We start from the raw sequence: 21,423 nt of genomic DNA, 5'->3' as shown, positions 1-21,423 counted from the left end.
CAGACGCTTTGAGCGGTGTCCCCGACTAGGTTGAACCCTGATTCAGCAGGGCAGGCTCAAACTGAGCCCATCATGAGACAACCAACCTTCTTCCTCTCCCACGGCGGCGGCCCCTGGCCGTTCATGGACGGCGACTACCGCCGGGCCCATGCGCAGCTGGAAGCGTCGCTGCAGGCGCTGCCCGACACGCTGCCGGAGAAGCCAAAGGCCATCCTGATGATCTCCGCCCACTGGGAGGAAACCCTCTTCACGGTGATGACCTCGCCCGCGCCGGGCATGCTGTACGACTACGGCGGTTTCCCGTCGCACACCTACGAGGTGGTCTACCCCGCGCCGGGCGATCCGGTGCTGGCCGAACGCGTCGTGTCGCTGATCCAGGCGGCCGGCTTTGCGGCGGCGCGCGACGCGCAGCGTGGCTTCGACCACGGCGCCTTCTGCACGCTGGTGCCCATGTACCCCGACGCGGATGTGCCGGTGGTGCAGCTGTCGCTGAAGCGCGGCCTGAGCCCGGCCGACCACCTGGCGCTGGGCCGCGCCTTGGCACCGCTGCGCGACGAAGGCGTGCTGATCCTGGGCAGCGGCTTCAGCTTCCACAACCTGCGGCTGTACGGCGCGCAGGGCCGCGAGCCGTCGGCGCAATTCGACGCCTGGCTGCAGGACGCCCTGCCCTCGCCGGAAGGCCGCGCCGAGCGCCTGCAGGCCTGGGCCATGGCGCCCGCGGCCCGGCTGGCGCATCCGCGCGAGGAACACCTGCTGCCGCTGATGGTGGCCGCCGGCGCCGCCGAAGGCGATATGGCGACCTGCAACTATCACGAGACCGGGTTCCTGGGCGGCGTGACGGCGTCGAGCTTCAGATTTGGGTAAACGGGCAAGATCAACCGGCAAAGGTCCAACAGCTGAATGCAGCCAGCTGGTCGGACCTGGCTCTGGCGCAACGAACGGCTACTCGCTGCGCTTGATGCATTGGTCGGCATACACGCTGTACGCATGGTCTCCACCGCCGGCAGCGGGGGCAACGAAGATGACCTCCCACCTCCTCGGGTAGCGCTTGAGAACGGCCTGCGTCGCGTCGACAAGCGAAGAGGTGAAGGCATCCGGGCTGATGCATTCGATCTTGTGCTGCAGCGACGAGTAGTAGTCGTCAACGAGGATGAAATCGCCTTCGCCGAAAGTGCCGAGCCGCCCGTGCTGTTGAAGAAGTCTTTCTAGATCTCCGTGAAGCGATTCCCACTCTCTGACCTGAACGATCTCGTCGTCCAGATGCACGATGGATACGTACTCGGGAACGGCCAGGCGTCGGAGAAACGCAATGAGCTTGGCTTCATCTTCCGGGCATAGGCCGTGAAGCGCTTCGTAGGTCGATGTCGACTGGAAATCGCCAGCGTCGTCCGAGGCGTATACGCGCCCTTCCGCCAGAAAAAGGTCACCTAACGCGTGCCCTCGGCTCTCCACCAAGGCAAGTAGCGCTGCGTCTGCTGGATGCATTGGGCTGAATGACGAACTTGAATCGCGAAAGCCAAGGACTACCGCCCATTGTGCGACGCGAGTTCGACGAGAGGCTCGCTCAAACCTGATGCGCCGCCACCGTGCGGCGCTCGCCGATCAGGAAGGCGTCGGCCACCAGCTGGAACGGCCGCCAGTCGACCTCGCTCCTGCCGGCCGCGCACAGCTCGGCGAAGCGCGCGTAGAGGCCGGGGTACTCGCCCTCCATCGCCGGGCGGTCCACCACCAGCCGGCCGTCGATCTCCAGCGCGCTGCCGCCACGGGACAGGCGTGCCCGGGCGGTCGTGCTGAACAGCTCGATGTCCCAGGCTTCCTCGCCCTTGTGGCGGAAGTCGAAATCGGCGTCGATGCTGACGCCGGCTTCGGTGCGCAGGTCCAGCCGGGCCGCGACGGGCGCCTGCTGGTTCTCGGGGAAGTCCAGCGCGGCCTTGTGCACGCAGGCCTCCGCCGACAGCACTTCGGTCAGGATGGACAGCGCGTTGATGCCGGGGTCGAACACGCCTAGACCACCCGCGTCCCACAGCCACTGCTGGCCGGGGTGCCACTTGTGCACGTCTTCCTTCCAGCGGATGGCGCCGCCGGTCAGCGTCGACTTGTGCACCCAGTCACGCGCCGCGCTCACCGCCGGAGCGAAGCGCGAATGCCAGGTCTGGAACAGCGTGCGGCCATGGCGCGCGGCCTCTTCCTGCAGCAGCGCGATCTCGCGCGTCGTCGCCGCGGGCGGCTTTTCCAGCATCACATGCTTGCCGGCCCGCAGCGCGGCCAACGCGGCCTGGAAGTGGGCCTGCGGCGGCGTGCAGATGGAGATGGCGTCGAGCTCCGGCACGGCGGCCAGCAGGGCCTCGACGCTGGTGAAGGCGGCCACGCCGTCCACGCTCGCGTTGCGGCTGGCGGTAGCCACCAGTTCGAAACGCGGATCGGCGGCGATCGCCGGAATGTGTTGATCACGGGCGATCTTGCCGATGCCGACCAAGCCCAACTTCAGTGCCATGCTGTTCCCAGAGAATCGTGTCGCCGCGCGCCGGGCGCGCAGCGGGTTGTTGCCGGGCTCACGGCCCGGCCGTGATTTCACCCCGAAGGCGCTTCGCCCAGCTCCCCGCCCCACAGACACTCACATTCATGATTGAAGCGCTGATCCAAGCCCTCGCCGCCTGCCACCGGGACGGCAGCCGCCTGCAAGCCGCCGACTGGGCCACCGCCGTGCTCACCGAGGCCGACGCCTATGCCGTGCAGGATGGCGTGGCGCGCGCTTTAGGCTGGCCGCTGGACCGCTGGAAGTCCGGCGGCGCCGGCCCGCAGGGGCCATTCAGCCATTCGCCGGTGAATCCGGTGGCGGGCAGCCCGCACCTGCTGGGCCTCGAGGCCGAGGTGGCGCTGCGCGTCGATGCTTCTGGATCGCCCGAAGCGATGTGCATCGCCGTCGAGCTGGTGGCGTCGCGCTGGGCCGAAGGCATGGACGCGCCGGCGCTGCTGCGTATGGCGGACTTCCAGAGCAATGCGGGCCTGTTGCTGGGCGACTGGCAGCCTTATCGCGCGCTGGATTGGGCGAATGTCGAATGGCGCTTGTCGCTACCCGGCCAGGAGGCCATCGTGCGGCGTGGCGGGCATTCGCTGGCGAACCCGGCCGGCGTGCTGCCCGCGTGGTTTGCGCACGCGACGCGCGACGGTGCCACCGTGAAAGCCCGCACCGTCGTCACGACGGGCGCCTGGGGCGGCTTGCATGCATGGACCGGCTCGGTGCAGGGCAAGCTAGCCATCGAAGGCTTCAGCGACTTCGCGTTCAGCGCACCGGCGTCACGGTGATGCCCTCAGCTGGCGGGACCGACAAGTCACCGTCCGCCGACAAGGCGAACACCGCGCTTTGAGCGACCGGGCTGGCTTCCTCGCCGGCCTGCGTCGCGCCGCGATAGAACACGAACAGCCGCCCGGGCCGGCACGCAAATCTCAGTTCGCCGAAGCCGCTGGGCTCGGTCAAGAGTTGGCCGAGTGCCGTTTCCGTCAGGTCGGCCCTGCGATTCGTCGTTCCATCCTGAACGGCCAAGGCGACGGCGCCGGCGCGCGGCGGCCGGGTCACGGTCATGGTGTAGGTGCCGTGGGCGCAGGTGGCGTTGTAGGTCGTTGCGACGTTGGCGGCAGGCGTGAGGTGCCAGGACGTCATCGTCAACCGTTCCACACCTGCGGCCATCGCGCCCAGCGGCAAGGCCATCACCATCACGACAGAGAGGAGCTTCTTCATGCGTACGGCTCGCCAGTTGTTGAGTGGGCGATGCTAGGCACAGCCGCGCCAGCACCCGCGGGCACTATTCCCTGCAAGAGCTTCATCGCACCAGCGGCGTGAAGATCGCGACGAAGCCAGCGATGTTGAGCACCACCATCGCCCAGTAGACGCGCCGGAACGATCGCTTCGCGCTCTTGTGCCGCAGCAGCCGCTGTGCAAGCAGCGCGCCGGGCCAGCCGCAGGCCAGCGCCAGGCCGTGCAACGTGGCCTCGGGCACGCGCCAGTCGCCGCGCGTGGCAGCGCGCTTGTCCAGCCAGTAGGTGATGAAGGTGGCCATGCTCATCGCCGTATACAGCCCCCACAGCCCGTGGGGCAGCCCCCACAGCAGGTCGGCAGCCGCCACCAGGGCGGCGAAGGCCGGCACCAGCAGCAGCACGCGACCGTCGTCGCGGGGCTTGGGCGCCGGCGGCGCGGCGCGGGGCTCCAGGCTTTGCACGTCCAGCGCGCGGCGCTTGCCCTGCGCGTCCAGGCCTTCGCGGTAGCTCAGCCGCTCGCCGATGAAGGGCCGCTGCGGCCGCAGGCCGAAGGCCTTGGCGTGGACAAAGCACTTGGTACCGCCGCCGTCGGGCGTGATGAAGCCGTAGCCCTTGGCGTCATCCCATTGGGTCAACCGGCCCTTCATCGCACCTCCGCCAGATGGGACTTCAGCGCCGCGATGGCGTGGCGGACCTTGGCCGGCTGGGCGTCTCGCTGCGGCGTCAGCGCCCAGATGGGCAACTCGGGCAGCGCCAGCTGGGTGTCCAGCCGCAGCAGGCGGCCGGCGGCGACGGCCTCGGCCACGTCTGCATCCCCCAGCGGCGCCAGGCCCAGGCCGGCTTCGCACAGCTGCTGCAGCGTCAGCTGGTTGTTGCTGGTGTAGCGCGGCTGCACGCTGACGTCGGAACCCGGCAGGCGGCGCGGCTGGTCCGTCCCGTCGTTCAGCATCAGCCAGTCGGCGGCCCGCAAGCCGTCCAGCGTGCCAGGCACGCCGTGCTGGGCCAGGTAGGCCGGCGCGGCATACAGGCTGGTGTGCACGGTGCCGATGCGTTGCGCCACCCACTGGCTGTCGGGCAGGCGGCCGAAGCGGATGGCCAGGTCGATGCGGTGGGCCACCAGGTCGGTGAAGCCGTCCTCCACCTGCAGGTGCAGCTTGAGCCCGGCATGGGCCGCCAGCAGCGGCGCCAGCGCGGGCCCGATGCGGCGGCCGAAGCCCACCGTCATCGCGATGCGCAGCTCGCCCTCGGGCGCGTCGCGCAGCTGCTGCAGCTGCGCCTGGGCGGTCTCGGCGGCCGCCACCATGGCCGCGCAGCCGGCGTGGAAACGCTCGCCGGCGGGCGTCAGGCTGAGCTTGCGCGTGGAGCGGTGCAGCAGCGTGACACCCATGTCGGTCTCCAGCGCCCGGATCTGCTGGCTGACGGCCGAGGTGCTGGTGCGCAACTGCCGCGCCGCGGCGGCAAAACTGCCATGGCCGATGACGCTGGCGAACACGGCCATGCGTTTGAGCTGGTCGAGCATGAAGATTTTCTAAACAGTGCTGGCGATTCAAGCCGTCTTATCAGCAGATTGTGAAGCACAAACAATTCATCCATCGAAACCTGCATGATGGAGAGAACCTCATGAACATCGCCCTGATCGGTGCCACCGGCTTTGTCGGCAAGGCCGTGCTCGAAGAACTGCTGAACCGCGGCCACCAGGTGCGCTCGCTGCAGCGCGACGTGGCCAAACTGGCCGCCCGCGCCGGCGTGGAAGCCCGCGCGGTGGACGTGCTGGCCGGCGGCAACCTGGCCGCGGAGCTGAAGGGCGTGGACGCCGTCGTCAGCGCCTTCAACGCCGGCTGGGCCAACCCCAACCTGCACGACGACTTCCTGCGCGGCAGCGACGCGATCGCGACCGCCGCCCGCGAGGCCGGCGTGCGCCTGCTCGTGGTGGGCGGCGCCGGCAGCCTGTTCATCGCGCCGGGCCAGCAGTTGGTGGACTCGCCGGCCTTCCCGGCCGAATGGAAGCAGGGCGCGCTGGCCGCTCGCGAGGCGCTGAACCGTCTGCGCGCCGATCAGAGCGGCCTGGACTGGAGCTTCGTGTCGCCCGCCATGCATCTGGCACCGGGCCAGCGCACGGGCAAGTTCCGCCTGGGCCGCGACGAGCCGGTGTTCGACGCGAAGGGCGAAAGCCACATCAGCGTCGAGGACCTGGCCGCGGCCATCGTCAATGAGCTGGAATCGCCGCAGTTCCGCCGCGCGCGCTTCACGCTGGGCTATTGATCCTCAGACCGTGCCGCGCCGGGCTTCCAGCTCGGCGCGGATCTCGTGCATGCGCTGCTCCGTCAGGAAGTAGCGCGACACGATGACCAGCGCGATCAGCAGGCCCACGATGGGAATGCCGGACAGACAGACGCGGATCAGGAAGATCGCGTCCTCGCCCTGCACGGGCAGCTTGGCGTTGAAGCCCGTGAAGGCCAGCACCCAGCCCGAGGCGCTGTTGCCCAGCGCCAGGCCGACCTTGCTGATCCACGAGCCGCAGGCCGCGAACGAGCCCTCGCGGCGTTGGCCGGTGCCGAGTTCGTCATGGTCGATGACGTCGGCCATGGCGGAGCCATAGATGGTCCAGAAGCCGGCGCCGATGAAGGCCACGCCGCCGCTGGCGAGCAGCTGCAGCCAGGGCAGCTGCGGGTTGTAGAAGAACCAGTCGCCGATGAAGGCGGCGATGCCCAGCCACAGCACGGTCATCAGCGCATTGCGCTTGCCGTGTCGCTTGGCCACCCAGCCCGCGAAGGCGATGCCGGCGAGGCCGCTGACGAGGCCGGCCACGCCCATCAGCGAGTTCCACTTCGTGGCCTGCACGACGTCGCCGCCGCAGACGTAGTAGACGGTGGCGTAGTAGCCCAGCAGCCCCACCATGGCCGTGGCCATGTTGTAGGTCAGCATGGTGCCCAGCATCAGGCGGAACGGCTTGTTCTTCAGCGTGCGGTACAGCGTGTCCTTGAACGGCACGCGCTGGCGGCTTTGCGCCACGAAGCTCTCGTAATAGCGCTCGCGCGTCAGCGAGAAGATCAGGATGGCCAGCACCACCAGGATGCCGCCCAGGATGGACGTGTAGACCTGGGCGCCGAGCAGGATGTCGGGCTTGCCGTTAGCGTCGTGGAAGAAGTAGAGCGTCGTGAACTGCGCGGCGACGAACATGCCCAGCTCGGGAATCTTCTGGATCGCGTTCTTGATGGACATCACGCGCGTGCGCTCGTGGTAGCCGGGCGTGAGTTCGGCGCCCAGGCTGTTCCAGGGCATCGCGAAGCAGCTCATGACCGGCGCGTACAGGCAGGTCGAGACGAGCAGGAAGATGAAGTACTCGGTGTCGCTCCAGCCGCGGCCGACGGCGAACAGCAGCGGCAGGCCGATGCCCGTCAGGATGCCGCCGACGAGGATGAAGGGGCGCCGGCGTCCCCAGCGGCTGCGGGTGTTGTCGGAGATCCAGCCGAACATCGCGTCGGACACCGCGTCCGCGAAGATCTTGATGCCCATGGCCATCGAGATCAGCTGTGGCGCCACGCCCAGGCCGATGTTGAAGACGTGGAAGACCAGCGACTGGTACAGCCAGTGGCCCCACATGTCATGGAAGGAGCCGAGGCCGAAGCCGATCTTCTGCGACGTGGGGACATGGTCCGCATCCCGTGCAGCGGCCGGCACGGCAGGGGTCGTAAGCGGGGCGGACTGGGGCACAGGCATGCCTCCATCGCGATCGGCAATCACTGCTGTCTCCTTGCCGCCCTGGCTTGGCGGATATTTTTAGTAAACAGCAGATTTTTTGTTCAACTGAGCGTTGAACGAAAGCGGTGAAACACCTAGGGCCTGTTGACGACTACCGAGTAGGCGGCGGGCCTTCCCTTCGGGTTGAGGCCAGAAAGCCCGCGCGCGGCGTTGCAAATCCTCGCCGGGTTTCAACCCGGCTCCGGTTCGCGCCTTGCTCGCGGGCTTTTTGGCCGCAACGCGGTCTGCTCCGTAGTATCAACAGGCCCTATGCCGTCTGCTTGCGCGGTCTGCGCGCTGGTGTCGGCGGCGGGGCCGCGGGTGCCGAGCTTTCGCGCACCACCAGTTCCACAGGCAGCCACGCATCGTTGGGTTCGGTGTCGCCCTCGATCAGTGCACGCGCGGCCAGCTGACCCAGCGCCTCCTTGTCCATCTTCACGGTGGACAGCGGCGGCTTGAAGCGCGCCGCAGCCTCGATGTCGTCATAGCCGATGAAGCGCACGTCGTCTGGCACCCGCAGGCCTTGCTCGTGGCAGTACTCGATGGCATGCATGGCCGTCGAGTCGTTGTACGCGAACACCGCATCGGGCGGCTCCGGCAGCGCCAGCAGGCGGCGCATCGCGTCGCGACCGGCCTCGCGGTAGTCCAGCGCCGGGTCCAGCGTCACCTCGTAGTCGGGGTCGAACAGCCGGCCGGCCTCGAACAGCGCGCGGCGAAAGCCCTTGGCGCGCAGCGACGTCGAGTAGTGCGCCAGCGGGCCGAAGATGGCCGCCACGCGCTGCGCGCTGCCTTCAAGCAGATGCTTGGTGGCCAGCCAGCCGCCCAGCAGGTTGTCGTCGTTGATGCTGCGGATGCCCGGGTGGAAGTGATCCACCAGCACCAGCGGCAGGTCGCACTGGCGCACGGCGTCCATGACCTCGGGGTCCATGTAGCCCGCGCCCAGCAGCGCGTCCGCCTCGTGGCGGCGCACCTGCGCGGCCACATCGTCGCCGGCCACCACCGACATCAGGCTCAACGGCACGCCGGCCTCGCGGCAGGCCGTCTCAGCGCCATGCAGCACGTAGGAGTAGAAAGGGTTGCTGGCCAGCGACCCCATGTGGCGGCTGTACAGGAACAGCATGCGGCGCGGCTTGCCGGTGCGCAGTTTGGCCGTGTCGTAGCCCAGTTGCTGCGCCACCTCCATGACCTGGGCGCGCGTCTGTTCGGACAGACCCGGCTGGCCCTTCAGCGCGCGCGAGACGGTGCCGATGGACACGCCAGCGGCCTGGGCCAACTCCCGAATCGTCACTCCCCGCTTGTCGGCCATGGCCTCATCCTCAGCTTGTTTAGCACCCTCGACTGGTGCCGCGATTGTGCATGCAAGCGGTTCCACAGCAGGCAGCGCGGGCTCTACGGGATCGCCCCGATGAGTTGATTGTTCACTAAACAATACTTGTTGCCTAGAATATTTCGAATGACCTCCCGCTCCATTGCCGTCCTGGGCGAAGCCCTGGTGGACGAGTTCCATGACGGCCCCGTGGCCGGCGGCGCGCCGTTCAACGTGGCACGCTCCATCGCGGCACTGGGCGTCCCGGCCTTGTTCATCAGCCGCGTCGGCGCCGACGACGCCAACGGCCGCTTCGTGCTGGACAGCGCGCGGCGCTACGGCCTGGATGCACGCGGCCTGCAGCGCGACGCCGCGCATGCGACAGGCCGCGTCAGCGTGCACGAGCAACCCGGCGGCGGGCACAGCTTCGAGATCCACGGCGACGCGGCCTGGGACCAGCTGGAGGCCGCGCCTGCGCAGGCCTTGCTGGACGGCGGGCACGCCAGCGTCATCTACTTCGGCAGCCTGATGCAGCGCCATGCGGCCTCGCGCGCCGCGATCCGCGCGCTGGTGAAGGGCTTCCAGGGCCTGCGCCTGCTGGACCTGAACCTGCGCGCCGGCACCGACACGCCCGAACTGGCCGCCGAATCGCTGATGCTGGCCGAATGGCTCAAGGTCAATGACGAGGAACTGGCACGGCTGGCGGCCTGGTTCGCCAACGGCGTGGAAGGCGAAGCCCCACAGGTGGCCGCGCTGATGGCGCGCTTCGCGCTGCAGCGCGTGGTGCTGACCTGCGGCGCTGACGGCTGGCGCTTCTACGGCCCCGGTGGCGCACTGCTGGCCCAAGGGCCTGGCGAACGCCAGCCTCACCTGATCGATACCGTCGGCGCCGGCGACGCCTTCACCGCCACGCTGCTGGCCGGCCTGGCGCTGGGCCGCGACCTGCCCGCCACGCTGGCGCTGGCCAACCGCTACGCGTCCTTCATCTGTGGCCTGCGCGGGCCGCTGCCCGTCGATCCGCAACCCCTGACCCCGTGGCGCGACGCGCTGCGGGCGCTGCCGCCCTCCCCTTGACCTCCCGCACCCGTCCATGACCTCCCTCGCAGACCTCATCGCCCCGCCCGCGGGCTCCCCGATGCGCCACCCCGGCTTCGTGTTCGGCGCCGGCACCTCGTCCTACCAGATCGAGGGAGCGGCCCGCGAGGACGGCCGGCTGGAATCCATCTGGGACCGCTTCTGCGCGACGCCTGGCAAGGTGCTGCGCGGCGAGAACGGCGACATCGCCTGCGATCACTACCACCGCCTCGACGAAGACCTGGACATGCTGAAGCGCCTGGGCGTGGACGCCTACCGCTTCTCGATCGCGTGGCCGCGCGTGATGAACGAGGTGGGGCAGCCCAACGAGCGCGGCATAGCTTTCTACAAGCGGCTGCTTGACGGCATGGCCCAGCGCGGCATCTCCGCCTATGTGACGCTGTACCACTGGGACCTGCCCCAGCACCTCGAGGACAAGGGCGGCTGGCTGAACCGCGAGACGGCCTACCGCTTCGCCGACTATGCCGACCTGATGACGCGCCGCCTGGGCGGTGGCCGCGTGACGGCCTGGGCCACGCACAACGAGCCCTGGTGCTCGGCCTACCTGGGCTATGGCAACGGCCATCATGCACCGGGCCGCGAACAGCCGCGCTGGGGCGTGCAGGCCATGCACCACCTGCTGCTGGGCCACGGCCTGGCGCTGCCGGCCATGCGCGCCAACGATCCCAAGGCGCAGCACGGCATCGTCGCGAACTGCGCACCGGGCTATGCCCACGCGGATACGGCCGCCGACCGCGATGCCGCACTGCTGTTCGAGACCTACCAGAACCGCTGGGTGCTGGACCCGCTGCTGAAGGGCGAGTACCCCGCCGACCTGTGGCGCTACTGGAAGGGCTGCGAGCCGCTGGTGCTGAGCGGCGACATGGACATCATCCAGCGCCCCATCGACTACCTGGGCATCAACTACTACAGCCGCGCCGTGCTGCGCTCGGCCGGCCCCGACACCATCGATTGGGTGCGCGACCCGGCCGTCGAGCGCACGACGATGGACTGGGAGGTCTACCCGCAAGGCCTGCAGGACATGCTGGAGGCCTTCAAGGCCGAGTACGCCAACCTGCCACCCATCTTCATCACGGAGAACGGCATGTCCAGCGCCGACACGGTGGACGGCGACAGCAGCGTCGACGATCAGCAGCGCCAGTCCTACCTCAAGCGCCACTTCGCGGCCTGCTCACGCGCGATGGACAACGGCGTGGACGTGCGCGGCTATTTCGTCTGGTCGCTGATGGACAACTTCGAATGGGCTTTCGGCTACGAGCGCCGCTTCGGCCTTGTGCACGTGGACTTCGAGACGCAGAAGCGCACGCTCAAGCGCAGTGCGCTCGCATACGCGGACTTCCTGCGGGAGCGGGCCGGACGCTGACGCCGTCTGGTAGCGTGGCGGCATGGACCTGCCACGCTTTCGCTACCACCCCGATCCGCTCGCCACCGGCGCCATCGAGAAGCGCCCGCTGACCTGCGCCTGCTGCGGACAGGCGCGCGACCACGTCTACGTGCAGCCGGTGTACGGCAGCAACGACCTGGACGAGAAGCTGTGCCCCTGGTGCATTGCCGATGGCTCGGCGGCCACCAAGCTGGGCGCGGTGTTCGCCGACCCACAGCCGCTGACGAAGGCCGGCGTGCCGCAGGACATCGTCGACGAGGTCAGCCTGCGCACGCCGGGCTACTCGTGCTGGCAGCAGGAGGAATGGCTGGCGCATTGCAACGACGCCTGCGAGTTCCACGGCGATGCGTCGGAGGACGACGTGGAGGACGCCAGCGACACCACGAAGGCGGACTGGCAGCAGCACTACGGCAAGACCGCCAAGCAATGGGCCGCCGCCACGCGTGACTACGAGCCCGCGGGCGACAACGCGTTCTACAAGTTCGTGTGCCGGCACTGCGGCGCGGTGCGGCTGGGATGGGACTGCATGTGAGCCGGAATCCCGCATGAAACTTGCCGTCGCTGTTCATTTCGACGCCGCGCAGGCGCAGGTCGCCGCCATCGCCTTCGAGACCTGGGATTCGCCGGAGCCGACGAAGACCTACCTGTCGCACATCGCTCATGTCGAGAAGGCACCCCGTGGCGAGTTGGACCTGCGCGGCCTGACCTGTGTGATGCAGTTGCTGCGTGAGCACAAGCTGGAGCCCGAGCTCATCCTCATCGACGGTTTTGTCCACCTCGACTCCGATGAAATACCAGGCCTGGGCCAGCACCTGTTCCTGGCGCTGGGCGGGATGACGCCGGTCATCGGCATCTCGAAGACGGGCCGGCCGGGCCTGTCCTCGCAGTTCGAGGTGATGCGGGAAGAGGAAGCCAAGCCGCTGATCGTGACCTGCGCGGGCATAGACATCGGCGCGGCCAAGGCGCGCCTGCGTGCGATGCACGGCAGGAAAGTCGTTCCCACGCTGATGAAGCTCGCGCTCCGCCTGGCCAAGAACAAGGACTGAAGCGCGGCGTTGTCGTGCAGCCGCCGGCCCTTTCAGCGCCCGCCGGCCACCAGCCGCTCCAGATACGCCGCATGATCCGGCATGCCGTCCACCGTCCGCGCGACGGCCATGTGCAGCCGCTTGAAGTGCTCGCGCAGCACGCCCTCCTCCACCTGCCTCAGCAGCGGGTCCGAGCCCTCGGGCTGCATGCCCAGACCCAGATACAGCGACCACCAGGAGTCCTCGCCGAAGCTGTCGCGGTCCAGGATGGTGACGCGGCCGCTGCGGCGGAAGACCTCCATCTGGTGGGCCAGCGTGGCCGGCACGGCCATGCCCTTGCAGTAGCGCCAGAACTCGCTGTCGTCGCGCCGGGTCTGCTTGTAGTGCAGGATGATGAAGTCGCGGATGGACTCGTACTGCCGCGTCATGCGGCGGTTGTATTCATCCACCAGATGGGACTCGCAGGCGCGGTCCGGGAACAGCTCCACCAGCGCGCTGACGCCGTGGATGATGAGCGACAGGCTGGTGGACTCCAGCGGCTCCAGGAAGCCAGACGCCAGGCCGATAGACACGACGTTGCGGTCCCAGATGCGGCGGCGCATGCCGGTCTTGAAGCGCAGCTGGCGCGGCTGGTCCTGGGCGGCGCCGTCCAGGTGGCTCATCAGCACGCGGCCGGCCTCGTCATCGCTGATGTAGTGGCTGCAATAGACATGGCCGTTGCCGGTGCGGTGCTGCAGCGGGATGCGCCACTGCCAGCCGGCGCTGTGCGCCGTAGACGTCGTGTACGGCGTCATCGGCAAGGTCTTGTCGCAAGGCACGGCCTGGGCGCTGTCGCAGGGCAGCCAGTGCGTCCAGTCCTCGTAGCCGGCCCTGCAGACGCCCTCGATCAGCAGCGCTCGAAAACCCGAGCAGTCGATGAACAGGTCGCCTTCGATGCGCCGGCCGTCGGCCAGCGTGACGGCGGTGACGAAGCCGTCGCCGGGGCGCAGCGACACGTCGACGATGGTGCCCTCCTCGCGCTTGACGCCGCGCGCCATCGCGTACTCGCGCAGGAAGGCCGCATACAGGCCCGCGTCGAAGTGGAAGGCGTAGGAGTAGGAGTTGGCTGCCGACGGCGCGCCGCCCTCGGGCAGCGTGAAGCGGTTGCGCCGTGCCATCACGGTCGCGGTGGACCATTCCTCGTGGCTGGGCATGCCGCCGGCCTGGTGCAGGCGCAGCCAGTGCGCCACCGACGAGCGGTTGTGGATGGCCGGCCCGAAGCCGCCGAAGCCGTGGAAGAAGCGGTTGCCGAGGTGGCCCCAGTCCTTGAACTCAATGCCCAGCTTGAAGCTCGCCTGGGTCTTGCGCATGAACTCGGCGTTGTCCAGCTCCAGCAGGTCGTTGTAGTAGCGGATGCTGGGCAGCGTGGCCTCGCCGACACCGACGGTGCCAATGTCGGGCGACTCGACCAGCACAATCTCGCAGCCCACGGGATTGGCCGCCCCGCCTGGCCGCGTGCCGAACATCTGGCTGAGCGGCGCCGCGGTCATCCAGCCGGCGGTGCCGCCGCCGACGATGACGATGCGGCGGATGGCTTGATCGGCGCTCGTCACTTGGCCATCTCCATCGGTTCGGCGCGCACATGGCGGGCGATGAAGGCGCCATGGTCGGGCATGCCGTCCACGGTCTGCGAAATGGCGGCGCGCAGCCGCTGGAAATGCGTGCGCAAGGCCTGCTCGTCGATCTGCCCGAGCAGCGGGTCGGAGCGCTGCGGCCACAGCCCCAGACCCAGGAACAGCGACACCCAGGACGGCTCGGCAAAGCTGTCGGGGTCCAGGATGGCCACGCGGCCGCTGCGGCGGAACAGCTCGATCTGGTGATTCAAGGTGTCGGGGATGGACATGCCGGCGCAGTAGCGCCAGAACTCGCTGTCGTCGCGTGCGGTCAGCTTGTAGTGCAACACGATGAAGTCGCGGATGGACTCGTACTGCTTGGCCATGCGGCGGTTGTATTCGTCGGCCAGATGGCGGTCGCAGCGCTTGTCGGGGAACAGCTCGATGAGGCGCCCCACGCCGTCCATGATGAGCTGGATGCTGGTGGACTCCAGCGGCTCCAGAAAGCCCGACGCCAGGCCGATGGCGACCACGTTGCGGTCCCAGGCCTTCTTGCGCATGCCGGTCTTGAACCGCAGCTGGCGCGGGCTGCCCTGCGCGGCACCATCGAGGTTGCTCATCAGCACGCGGCCGGCCTCGTCGTCGCTGATGTAGCCGCTGCAGTAGACGTGGCCGTTGCCGGTGCGGTGCTGCAGCGGGATGCGCCACTGCCAGCCGGCGCTGTGCGCGGTGGATGTCGTGTAGGGCGTCAGCGGCTCCACCCGGTCGCAGGGCACGGCCTGTGCGCTGTCGCAGGGCAGCCAGTGCGTCCAGTCCTCGTAGCCGGCCTTGCACACACCTTCGATCAGCAGCGCGCGGAAGCCCGAGCAGTCGATGAACAGGTCGCCCTCGATGCGCCGGCCGTCGGCCAGCGTGACGGCGGTGACGAAGCCGTCGCCGGGGCGCAGCGACACGTCGACGATGGTGCCCTCCTCGCGCTTGACGCCGCGCGCCATCGCGTAGTCGCGAAGGAAGGCCGCGTACAGGCCCGCGTCGAAATGGAAGGCATAGGAGTAGGCATTGGCCGCCGACGCGATCTCACCGTCCGGCGGCACGAAGCGGTTGCGCATGGCCATCACGGTGGACGTGGACCAGTGCTCGTGGCTGTCCATGCCGCCCAGCGCGTGCAGCCGCAGCCAGTGCATCACCGACGAGCGGTTGTTGATGGCCGGACCGAACTCGCCGAAGCCGTGGAAGAAGCGGTTGCCGAGGTGGCCCCAGTCCTTGAACTCTATGCCCAGCTTGAAGCTCGCCTGGGTCTTGCGGATGAACTCGGCGTTGTCGAGATCCAGCGTGCGGTTGTAGAAGCGGATGGTGGGCAGCGTGGCCTCGCCCACGCCCACGGTGCCGATCTCGGGCGATTCGATCAGCACGATCTCGCAGCGGGCCGCGTGGTCGACGCGGCCCATCAATTGCCCCAGCGGCGCCGCCGTCATCCAGCCAGCCGTGCCGCCGCCGACGATGACGATGCGGCGTATGGCCTGGCCCTCAGCCGTGCGATGTGTCTCCATGGGCACCCTCTTGTTCGGTGTCACGACACTAACCCATAAAAAAGCCCGGCGCCGCAGCGCCGGGCCTTGTCGTGCCGGGACAAACCCGGCGTCGATCAGAAGTTCAGACGAGCCGACACCGAGTAGCGCGGGCCGGAGGCGAACCAGGAGCGACCCGTGAAGCCGATGTGCTGCTGCATCATCTGCTTGTAGATCGCGTCCGTCAGGTTCTGGCCTTCGAACGCGAAGGTCAGGTTGCTGTTGAACCTGTACTGCACGCCCATGTCCAGCTGACCAAAGTCATCCGTCCAGATCGGCAAGCCCAGCGGCATATTGTTGCGGCCGTACTGCGGGCTGTCGGGATTGGCATTCAGGCCGTTGGTCTGGTTGGGACCGGTGTTGTCCGGGAAGGCGACGCCGTTGTGGAACTTGCCGCGCCACGAATAGGCCACGCGTGCCGAGATCGGACCGTGGTCATACAGGACAGCCAGGTTGAACGCCTTGCGCGACAGGTTGGGCAGCGGGTGATCACCGTAGGACTGGCCGTTGGTGTCGCAACCGTTGGCGAACAGGTTCAGATTGCGGCCGTCGCTTGCGCTGCTGCACCATGCGTTGCCGACGGCGTTGTAGCGCGTCTGCTTGCTGTCCACGTAGGTCGCGTTGGCCTGCACACCCAGGCCGGCAAGCAAGCCTGGCAGCCCGTTGAAGTAGTGCTGCACCGACAGTTCCACGCCGCGAGCCCAACCCTTGGAACCGTTCACCTGCGTCGAGTAAGTGAAGTCGTACAACTTGCCGGTGTTGTCGGCTGCCGTCGCAATGCCCACCTGGTTGACGATCACGTCCTTCAGCTTCTTGTTGAAGACCGCCATCGTGACCGAACTCGTCTTGTCGATGTACCACTCACCTGACAGGTCGAACTGATCGGACTTGACTGGCTTCAACGCCGGGTTGCCCAAGGCCGAGCCGCGGTTGCGGAGGTCGTCCACATAGTTGGTGCGCACCGACGGCGTGACCGTCTCATCCACGATGGTCCGAACCGTGGCACTGCCAGCGTTCAAGATCAGGGTGGGCTGCAGCGTGCTGAAGTCGGGACGCGCGATGGCCTTGGCAAACGCAAAGCGCAGGAACAGGTTGTCCTTGAACTTGTACCTCAGGTTCAAAGTGGGCAACACATCGGTGTAGCTGTTCCCGGCTTCGATCGCCGTCCGACTGGACGTGAACACAGGAATCGGACCGCCGATCAACGTGCCAGTAATGGCATCGGTCGCCTGATAGGTCAGTGATCGGTAGCCCGACGAGTTGTACCGGGTGTTGACAACACGAAGCCCCACGTTGCCGTCGACAGGCACTTTCCACTCATCGAACCCGAAGCGCAGCTGCGTGTACGCAGTCTTGGTGGTTTCGTGCTGCTGGTTGTCGCGCTCCTGCGCGCCAGGAACGGGCGGGGTGAACGCAGGGTTACAAGTGTTGGTTGGATTGCCGCCCTTCGAGATCTTCTCGGCCTTGTACTCCTCGCACAGTGTCACGTAGTAGCTGTGCAGCTTGGAGTAGGAATCGGGGTAGCCTGCAGCCACGGCCATCGTCGGGAGCACAAGCGATGCAACGCTGCTCTTGCCGTTCATGAAGTTGTTGAACGGCTTGACCTGCGTTTCACCGCCGAAGCGCGACAGGTAGGCCAGGCTCTTGATCGGGTGCCAGTCCCAGCTCTGGCCAACGGCGCCCGCATCGAACTCGGCAGATTGCCAAGTCTGCGACACCGCCTGCCAGTTGTACCAGCGGGGCACCTTGTTGGTCACGTCACGATCGGTGAAGCGCAGACCGAAACGCACGTCATAGAGCACCGGGTGGTCAAAGCTGTACTTGATGTCGCCCTTCCACGCCTTTTGCGTGGCTTTGCTCTCCGACAGGCGCTCCATCGTGAAGCCCCAGTAGTACTTGGACGGATCGGCCAGGTAAGCCTTGTCCTGCGCATCCAAGACCAAGCGCGGCATCTCGCCGGTCAAGTCCAAGGTTTCCTTGGGCATGTTGATGCCGGTCGCCACGGTCGAGTCGATGTTGCTGCTGCGCGACTCGATGAACTGGAAGTCGTTGGCGATCCGCCACTGGGGACTCGGCGTCCAGACCAGATTGAAGGTCGATTCCTTGGTGTCCGAACCGCTCTTGGAGAAGCGCGTGTTCGCGTTGAAAGGAATGCCTTTGTTGGTGGGATCGGTGAGGGTGCCGGTCAGCAGCGCGCCGTTGGCGCCCCACGTGGCGTTGGACACGACGGACGAGTACGGATCCGCTTGGCTGGCAATGGAGCTTTCATCCCAGTAGAAGTCGTACTTGGACCGGAAAAAGGTCGCTGACGCTTGCAGGGTGTCCTTCTTCCACTGCGCTGCCGCATACGTGCCTTGGCGCGTACGGTCAAAGGCAAGCGTCTGCCAACCCACGGCCTTGGGGAACCAATGGTTCTCTGCGGTGGGCAGGAAGTAGCGATTGTTGGTATCCGACGGCTTGTTCCAGCGGACCACTTCCCGGAAGTAGGGGTCGACGGCGATGCCATCGGTGCGGGTCGAGCTCTTGGAATTCGCCGCGTGGATCAGTAGACCGATCTTGCCGATGTCGGTGTTCCAGGTGTTGGACAACAGGCCCGAAACGGCCGGCTTCTGGTTGTCGCGGAGCACGTTCTTGGTCAGCGACACCCCCAGACCAGCCTTGAAGCCGTTGTAGTCGAAGGGCAGCGCGGTGCGCAGGTTTACGAGGCCGCCGATGGCGCCTTCGATCTGCTCTGCAGACGGGTTCTTGTAGACGTCAACGCCGGCCATCAGTTCGGGCGGCACGTCTTCGAAGCTCAGGCCCCGGCCACCGTTGGCTGAGAAGCTCTCACGGCCATTCAGCTGCGACGACACATAGGTCAGGCCGCGGATGATGACGCCCGAGCCCTCGACCGAGAAACGCATCGGGTCTCCACGCGCCATCACACGGTCCATCGTCACGCCGACGATGCGCTGCAGCACTTCCGACACGGAACGGTCCGGCAACTTGCCAATGTCGTCCGCGACGATGGAATCGACGATTTCGTCGGAATCCTGCTTCAGCTTCTGCGCCGACTGCAGCGCTGCACGTTGGCCCGACACCACCACAGTCTCCAACTGCTGTGACTTGGGCGCCTCCGTGCTCTGCGCCATCGCCGGCAGCGCCAGGACCATCAAGGCCTGGGCCGCCGCCAATGACAAGGTTGTCTGTTTGAAATGTCTCATCCTGGTTTGCTCCTCTTTGGTGGGAATCAGTGGGCCCTCAGGGGCCTCATGTCACGACCGCCGGCTAAGACCGGAGTTCGTTTTGGTAACGGTAACAATGTGCGCCCAACATAACATCAGGGCTAACAGCGACAGGGCTTTTCCGCATACCCGTCGGTCAGTCCCCCCTATGCAGTGAAACACCGCGCGCGGCGTGATCCACGGCCACGATTTGCAGTGTTGTTGGCAAGCTACCCGTCAGCTCGACCCGCCGTGGCGCGCCTGGGACGAGGTCAATGAAGTTGTCGGCGAAGACCACGCCGGGAGCCTGCAGCCACAAGCCTTTGACGGGCTTGTCGGCCCCGATCAGCAGCGCCTGGCCCTCGCGCTTCACGTCGATCTGCGCGCCACCCAGCCGGTAGAACTTGAACGGCTCGGTCCACGCGCAGTCACGCGCAAGTTCGTGGCCACTGGCGGCATCCAGCACCAGCAAGTCGGCAACGCAGGGCTGATCCAGCACCGGCAGCGCCACCACGGCCTCCACGCTGCTGGACGCCCCCACCGGCTGGGTCACCGCCGCCTCGGCCAGCGGGCGGCCGTCCAGCGAGATGACACGCAGCTGCAGCTTCACCTCCAGCGCCTGGGCACCGCCGTTCATGACCGCCAGCCGCGCCTGGCCCGCCTCCAGCCGTACGGCCGCGGCCACGGGCGCCAACGCGCGCCGCACCGTGTGCCAGGCCGGCTTCACGACGCCGGCCGAGTCGATCAGCGCCCAACTGGTCACGGGCCAGCAGTCGTTCAACTGCCAGACCAGCGCGCCGCCCACGGCGCGGGCGCCCGGCTGCTGCCAGCGGCGGCGGAAGTCCTGGTAGGCCACGCGCATGGCCTCGGCCTGCACGAACTGCGTCGCGTAGACGTGATCGGCCAGCGTGGGGCCCACGCGCAGGTTGTCAGCCAGATACACGGCCAGGCGCCGATGCCCGTCGGGGTTGCCGGAGCCGGCTTTGTTGTGCCACTGCACCGTCTGGCTCTCGGGAAAGCGCTCGTCCTCAGGCAGCACCGATTCGAACAATGCGAGGCTGGGATGCGACTGCATGCCGAACTCGCTGACGAAGCGCGCCTGCACCTCGCCATAGCGCTGGTAGGGCAGCATCTGCTGGTGCCAGACCTCCCAGCTGTGGCGGTCGCCGATGGTCGCGTCGGACGATTTCACGCCACCCGGCGTGTAGGGGCTGCCGGGCCAGTACGTTCGGCCGGGGTCGAGCGCCGCGCAGACGTCCGGCAGCAGCTTTTCGTAGATCGCCCGCGCCTCGAACTGCTCGAAGGCCACGCCGGCCGACTCGGCCAGCATGTAGTCCTCGTTGTTGCCGCACCAGAGCGCCAGGCAGGCGTGGTGGCGCAGCCGCTTCACCGCGGCCTCGGCCTCGGCGCGCACGCTGGCCTGGAAGGCCTCGTTGGCCGGGTACAGGCCGCAGGCGAACATGAAGTCCTGCCAGACCAGCACGCCCAGCTCGTCGCAGGCCTCGTAGAAGGCCTCGTGCTCGTAGATGCCACCGCCCCAGACGCGCAGCATGTTCATGTTCGCGCCGGCCGCCTGCGCCACGCGCTCGCGGTAGCGCGCCGGCGTGATGCGCTCCAGCAGGCTGTCGTCCGGAATCCAGTTCGCGCCGCCGGCGAACAGCTCCTGACCGTTGACCTCGAAATGGAAGCTGCTGCCCGCCTCACCCTGCACGGGCTGCTGCAACAGCCGCAGCGTGCGCAGACCGACGCGCAGACTTTGCTGGGCCAGCCCCCGGCCGCCACCCAGCACGCGCGCCACCAGCGTGTACAGCGGCTGTTCGCCCAGGCCACGCGGCCACCACAGCTGCGCGTCGGCCACGTCCAGCGTCGTGTGCGGCGTCGCGGCGGCAACCGTCTGCGACGCGACGCTGCGCCCCTGCGCATCCAGCAGTTCCAGCTGCAACTGCTCGCCGGCCCCCTCGATCTGAGCCTGCACCTTCAGCGTCGCGCGGCGGGCGGCAACATCCACCTCCGTCTGGCAATGCAGGTCCACGACACGCGCGGCCCCGCTCCAGCGCCGCACGGGCCGCCACGGGCCGCTGGTGATCAGCGCCGGGCCCCAGTCCCAGCCGAAGTGGTACTGCGCCTTGCGCACATGGAGCCGCGCGCTGTCGCCGTTCCACAGCTGACGCTTGCCATGCACCGCCTCCACCTCGCGGGCGCGTGCCAGCGCGGGGTCGAAGCGCAGCAGCAGCTGGTTGCGGCCCGGGCGCAGGCGATCACGCACGTCCACGCGATGCGGCACGAACATGTTGTCGGTCTGCAGCAGCAGCTCGCCGTTCAGCCAGACCGAGCAGCAGGTGTCCAGGCCCTCGAACACCAGCTCTTCGCGCGCTGCCAGCTCGCCGACCTCGAAGTCCAGACGCCAGGCCCAGGTGCGCTCGCCGATCCATTGCAGCTGCGCCTCGTTGCGGCCATAGAACGGGTCGGGCACACGGCCCGCCGCGAGCAACGCGGAGTGGGCCGAGCCGGGCACGGCGGCGGGCAGCCAGTTGGCTGCAGGAATGGCGGCCAGCGCAGCGGCATCGGCACCCAGCGGTGCTTCGGCCAGCTGCCAGCCTTCATGAAGATCGATCAAGCGTTCAAGAGTCACAACAGGAGCGCGCGGCAGACACCGCCACCGCTAAACATAAATTTGTTGCGCATTCTGTTTCTCATACGCAACCCGCACGATCAGGGATAGCACCGATGAAACAAGGGCAGTTATGACCTTT

General features: G+C 67.5%; 18 protein-coding genes. 7 read left to right on the top strand and 11 right to left on the bottom strand.

Annotated elements, in window-relative coordinates; translation table 11 throughout:
• Positions 1 to 72: 72 nt before the first annotated feature.
• Positions 73 to 864, top strand: coding sequence for a DODA-type extradiol aromatic ring-opening family dioxygenase (locus tag J2X21_RS05950; protein WP_310326106.1), 792 nt, complete (start codon positions 73 to 75; stop codon positions 862 to 864).
• A gap of 78 nt (positions 865 to 942) precedes the next feature.
• Here J2X21_RS05950 and J2X21_RS05945 read toward each other — a convergent pair whose 3' ends face one another.
• On the bottom strand, positions 943 to 1,485 hold the full coding sequence (locus tag J2X21_RS05945) for a hypothetical protein (RefSeq protein ID WP_310326104.1): 543 nt from the start codon (positions 1,483 to 1,485) through the stop codon (positions 943 to 945).
• A gap of 79 nt (positions 1,486 to 1,564) precedes the next feature.
• Positions 1,565 to 2,494: a Gfo/Idh/MocA family protein gene (locus J2X21_RS05940; protein ID WP_310326102.1), complete on the bottom strand. Its 930-nt coding sequence runs from the start codon at positions 2,492 to 2,494 to the stop codon at positions 1,565 to 1,567.
• A gap of 128 nt (positions 2,495 to 2,622) precedes the next feature.
• Between J2X21_RS05940 and J2X21_RS05935 the strand changes: the two genes are divergently transcribed.
• Positions 2,623 to 3,306, top strand: a complete 684-nt coding sequence (locus J2X21_RS05935) for a 2-keto-4-pentenoate hydratase (RefSeq protein ID WP_310326100.1) — start codon at positions 2,623 to 2,625, stop codon at positions 3,304 to 3,306.
• On the opposite strand, the gene J2X21_RS05930 is transcribed toward J2X21_RS05935, so the two are convergent.
• The 3 genes from J2X21_RS05930 to J2X21_RS05920 form a co-directional block, all read right to left on the bottom strand.
• The gene (locus J2X21_RS05930) at positions 3,284 to 3,739 is read right to left on the bottom strand and encodes a hypothetical protein (RefSeq protein WP_310326098.1); all 456 of its coding nucleotides are present in this window, start codon (positions 3,737 to 3,739) and stop codon (positions 3,284 to 3,286) included. The genes J2X21_RS05935 and J2X21_RS05930 overlap by 23 nt on opposite strands.
• A gap of 82 nt (positions 3,740 to 3,821) precedes the next feature.
• Positions 3,822 to 4,403, bottom strand: coding sequence for a cold shock and DUF1294 domain-containing protein (locus J2X21_RS05925; RefSeq protein ID WP_310326095.1), 582 nt, complete (start codon positions 4,401 to 4,403; stop codon positions 3,822 to 3,824).
• Entirely contained in the window at positions 4,400 to 5,275 is an 876-nt protein-coding gene (locus tag J2X21_RS05920; RefSeq protein ID WP_310326092.1) for a LysR family transcriptional regulator, read from the bottom strand. Before J2X21_RS05920 ends, J2X21_RS05925 begins: the two co-directional genes overlap by 4 nt.
• 101 nt (positions 5,276 to 5,376) lie before the next feature.
• Here J2X21_RS05920 and J2X21_RS05915 point away from each other — a divergent pair, with 101 nt between their 5' ends.
• Complete coding sequence (locus J2X21_RS05915; protein WP_310326090.1) at positions 5,377 to 6,018, top strand: NAD(P)-dependent oxidoreductase; 642 nt, start codon at positions 5,377 to 5,379, stop codon at positions 6,016 to 6,018.
• A 3-nt stretch (positions 6,019 to 6,021) separates the two neighbouring features.
• Here the strand turns inward: J2X21_RS05915 and J2X21_RS05910 are convergent, their stop codons facing one another.
• Together J2X21_RS05910 and J2X21_RS05905 are read right to left on the bottom strand one after the other, a co-directional pair.
• A complete protein-coding gene (locus J2X21_RS05910) occupies positions 6,022 to 7,437 on the bottom strand; it encodes an MFS transporter (protein WP_310326087.1) in 1,416 nt (471 codons plus the stop codon).
• 328 nt (positions 7,438 to 7,765) lie between these two features.
• The gene (locus J2X21_RS05905; protein WP_310326085.1) at positions 7,766 to 8,803 is read right to left on the bottom strand and encodes a LacI family DNA-binding transcriptional regulator; all 1,038 of its coding nucleotides are present in this window, start codon (positions 8,801 to 8,803) and stop codon (positions 7,766 to 7,768) included.
• A gap of 147 nt (positions 8,804 to 8,950) precedes the next feature.
• On the opposite strand from J2X21_RS05905, the gene J2X21_RS05900 reads away from it, so the two are divergent.
• The 4 genes from J2X21_RS05900 to J2X21_RS05885 are packed head-to-tail and all read left to right on the top strand — an operon-like array spanning position 8,951 to position 12,328.
• Complete coding sequence (locus J2X21_RS05900; protein ID WP_310326083.1) at positions 8,951 to 9,877, top strand: PfkB family carbohydrate kinase; 927 nt, start codon at positions 8,951 to 8,953, stop codon at positions 9,875 to 9,877.
• A 16-nt stretch (positions 9,878 to 9,893) separates the two neighbouring features.
• Entirely contained in the window at positions 9,894 to 11,261 is a 1,368-nt protein-coding gene (locus J2X21_RS05895; protein WP_310326080.1) for a GH1 family beta-glucosidase, read from the top strand.
• 22 nt (positions 11,262 to 11,283) lie between these two features.
• Positions 11,284 to 11,814 (top strand): CbrC family protein, encoded by a 531-nt coding sequence (locus tag J2X21_RS05890; protein ID WP_310326077.1) that lies wholly within the window; start codon positions 11,284 to 11,286, stop codon positions 11,812 to 11,814.
• A 13-nt stretch (positions 11,815 to 11,827) separates the two neighbouring features.
• A complete protein-coding gene (locus J2X21_RS05885) occupies positions 11,828 to 12,328 on the top strand; it encodes an endonuclease V (protein WP_310326075.1) in 501 nt (166 codons plus the stop codon).
• Positions 12,329 to 12,360: 32 nt separating this feature from the next.
• Here the strand turns inward: J2X21_RS05885 and J2X21_RS05880 are convergent, their stop codons facing one another.
• The 4 genes from J2X21_RS05880 to J2X21_RS05865 all read right to left on the bottom strand — a co-directional run bounded on the left by J2X21_RS05880 (position 12,361) and on the right by J2X21_RS05865 (position 21,287).
• Positions 12,361 to 13,899 (bottom strand): tryptophan halogenase family protein, encoded by a 1,539-nt coding sequence (locus J2X21_RS05880; RefSeq protein ID WP_310326074.1) that lies wholly within the window; start codon positions 13,897 to 13,899, stop codon positions 12,361 to 12,363.
• The gene (locus J2X21_RS05875; RefSeq protein WP_310326071.1) at positions 13,896 to 15,449 is read right to left on the bottom strand and encodes a tryptophan halogenase family protein; all 1,554 of its coding nucleotides are present in this window, start codon (positions 15,447 to 15,449) and stop codon (positions 13,896 to 13,898) included. Before J2X21_RS05875 ends, J2X21_RS05880 begins: the two co-directional genes overlap by 4 nt.
• A 95-nt stretch (positions 15,450 to 15,544) precedes the next feature.
• A complete protein-coding gene (locus J2X21_RS05870; protein ID WP_310326067.1) occupies positions 15,545 to 18,670 on the bottom strand; it encodes a TonB-dependent receptor in 3,126 nt (1,041 codons plus the stop codon).
• A gap of 157 nt (positions 18,671 to 18,827) precedes the next feature.
• Positions 18,828 to 21,287: a glycoside hydrolase family 2 protein gene (locus J2X21_RS05865; RefSeq protein ID WP_310326064.1), complete on the bottom strand. Its 2,460-nt coding sequence runs from the start codon at positions 21,285 to 21,287 to the stop codon at positions 18,828 to 18,830.
• Between the last annotated feature and the right edge of the window lie 136 nt (positions 21,288 to 21,423).

It is taken from the genome of Roseateles asaccharophilus, from assembly GCF_031458115.1.
GTDB classification, from domain to species: domain Bacteria; phylum Pseudomonadota; class Gammaproteobacteria; order Burkholderiales; family Burkholderiaceae_C; genus Pelomonas; species Pelomonas asaccharophilus_A.
The sequence above is the reverse complement of the archived record's forward strand: the minus strand, read 5'-3'. Positions and strand labels throughout refer to the sequence as shown.

Coding starts and splice junctions, on each gene's coding strand:
- J2X21_RS05950 (WP_310326106.1), top strand. CDS start 73: ATGAGACAACCAACCTTCTTCCTCTCCCACGGCGGCGGCCCCTGGCCG.
- J2X21_RS05945 (WP_310326104.1), bottom strand. CDS start 1,485: ATGCATCCAGCAGACGCAGCGCTACTTGCCTTGGTGGAGAGCCGAGGG.
- J2X21_RS05940 (WP_310326102.1), bottom strand. CDS start 2,494: ATGGCACTGAAGTTGGGCTTGGTCGGCATCGGCAAGATCGCCCGTGAT.
- J2X21_RS05935 (WP_310326100.1), top strand. CDS start 2,623: ATGATTGAAGCGCTGATCCAAGCCCTCGCCGCCTGCCACCGGGACGGC.
- J2X21_RS05930 (WP_310326098.1), bottom strand. CDS start 3,739: ATGAAGAAGCTCCTCTCTGTCGTGATGGTGATGGCCTTGCCGCTGGGC.
- J2X21_RS05925 (WP_310326095.1), bottom strand. CDS start 4,403: ATGAAGGGCCGGTTGACCCAATGGGATGACGCCAAGGGCTACGGCTTC.
- J2X21_RS05920 (WP_310326092.1), bottom strand. CDS start 5,275: ATGCTCGACCAGCTCAAACGCATGGCCGTGTTCGCCAGCGTCATCGGC.
- J2X21_RS05915 (WP_310326090.1), top strand. CDS start 5,377: ATGAACATCGCCCTGATCGGTGCCACCGGCTTTGTCGGCAAGGCCGTG.
- J2X21_RS05905 (WP_310326085.1), bottom strand. CDS start 8,803: ATGGCCGACAAGCGGGGAGTGACGATTCGGGAGTTGGCCCAGGCCGCT.
- J2X21_RS05900 (WP_310326083.1), top strand. CDS start 8,951: ATGACCTCCCGCTCCATTGCCGTCCTGGGCGAAGCCCTGGTGGACGAG.
- J2X21_RS05895 (WP_310326080.1), top strand. CDS start 9,894: ATGACCTCCCTCGCAGACCTCATCGCCCCGCCCGCGGGCTCCCCGATG.
- J2X21_RS05890 (WP_310326077.1), top strand. CDS start 11,284: ATGGACCTGCCACGCTTTCGCTACCACCCCGATCCGCTCGCCACCGGC.
- J2X21_RS05885 (WP_310326075.1), top strand. CDS start 11,828: ATGAAACTTGCCGTCGCTGTTCATTTCGACGCCGCGCAGGCGCAGGTC.
- J2X21_RS05875 (WP_310326071.1), bottom strand. CDS start 15,449: ATGGAGACACATCGCACGGCTGAGGGCCAGGCCATACGCCGCATCGTC.
- J2X21_RS05870 (WP_310326067.1), bottom strand. CDS start 18,670: ATGAGACATTTCAAACAGACAACCTTGTCATTGGCGGCGGCCCAGGCC.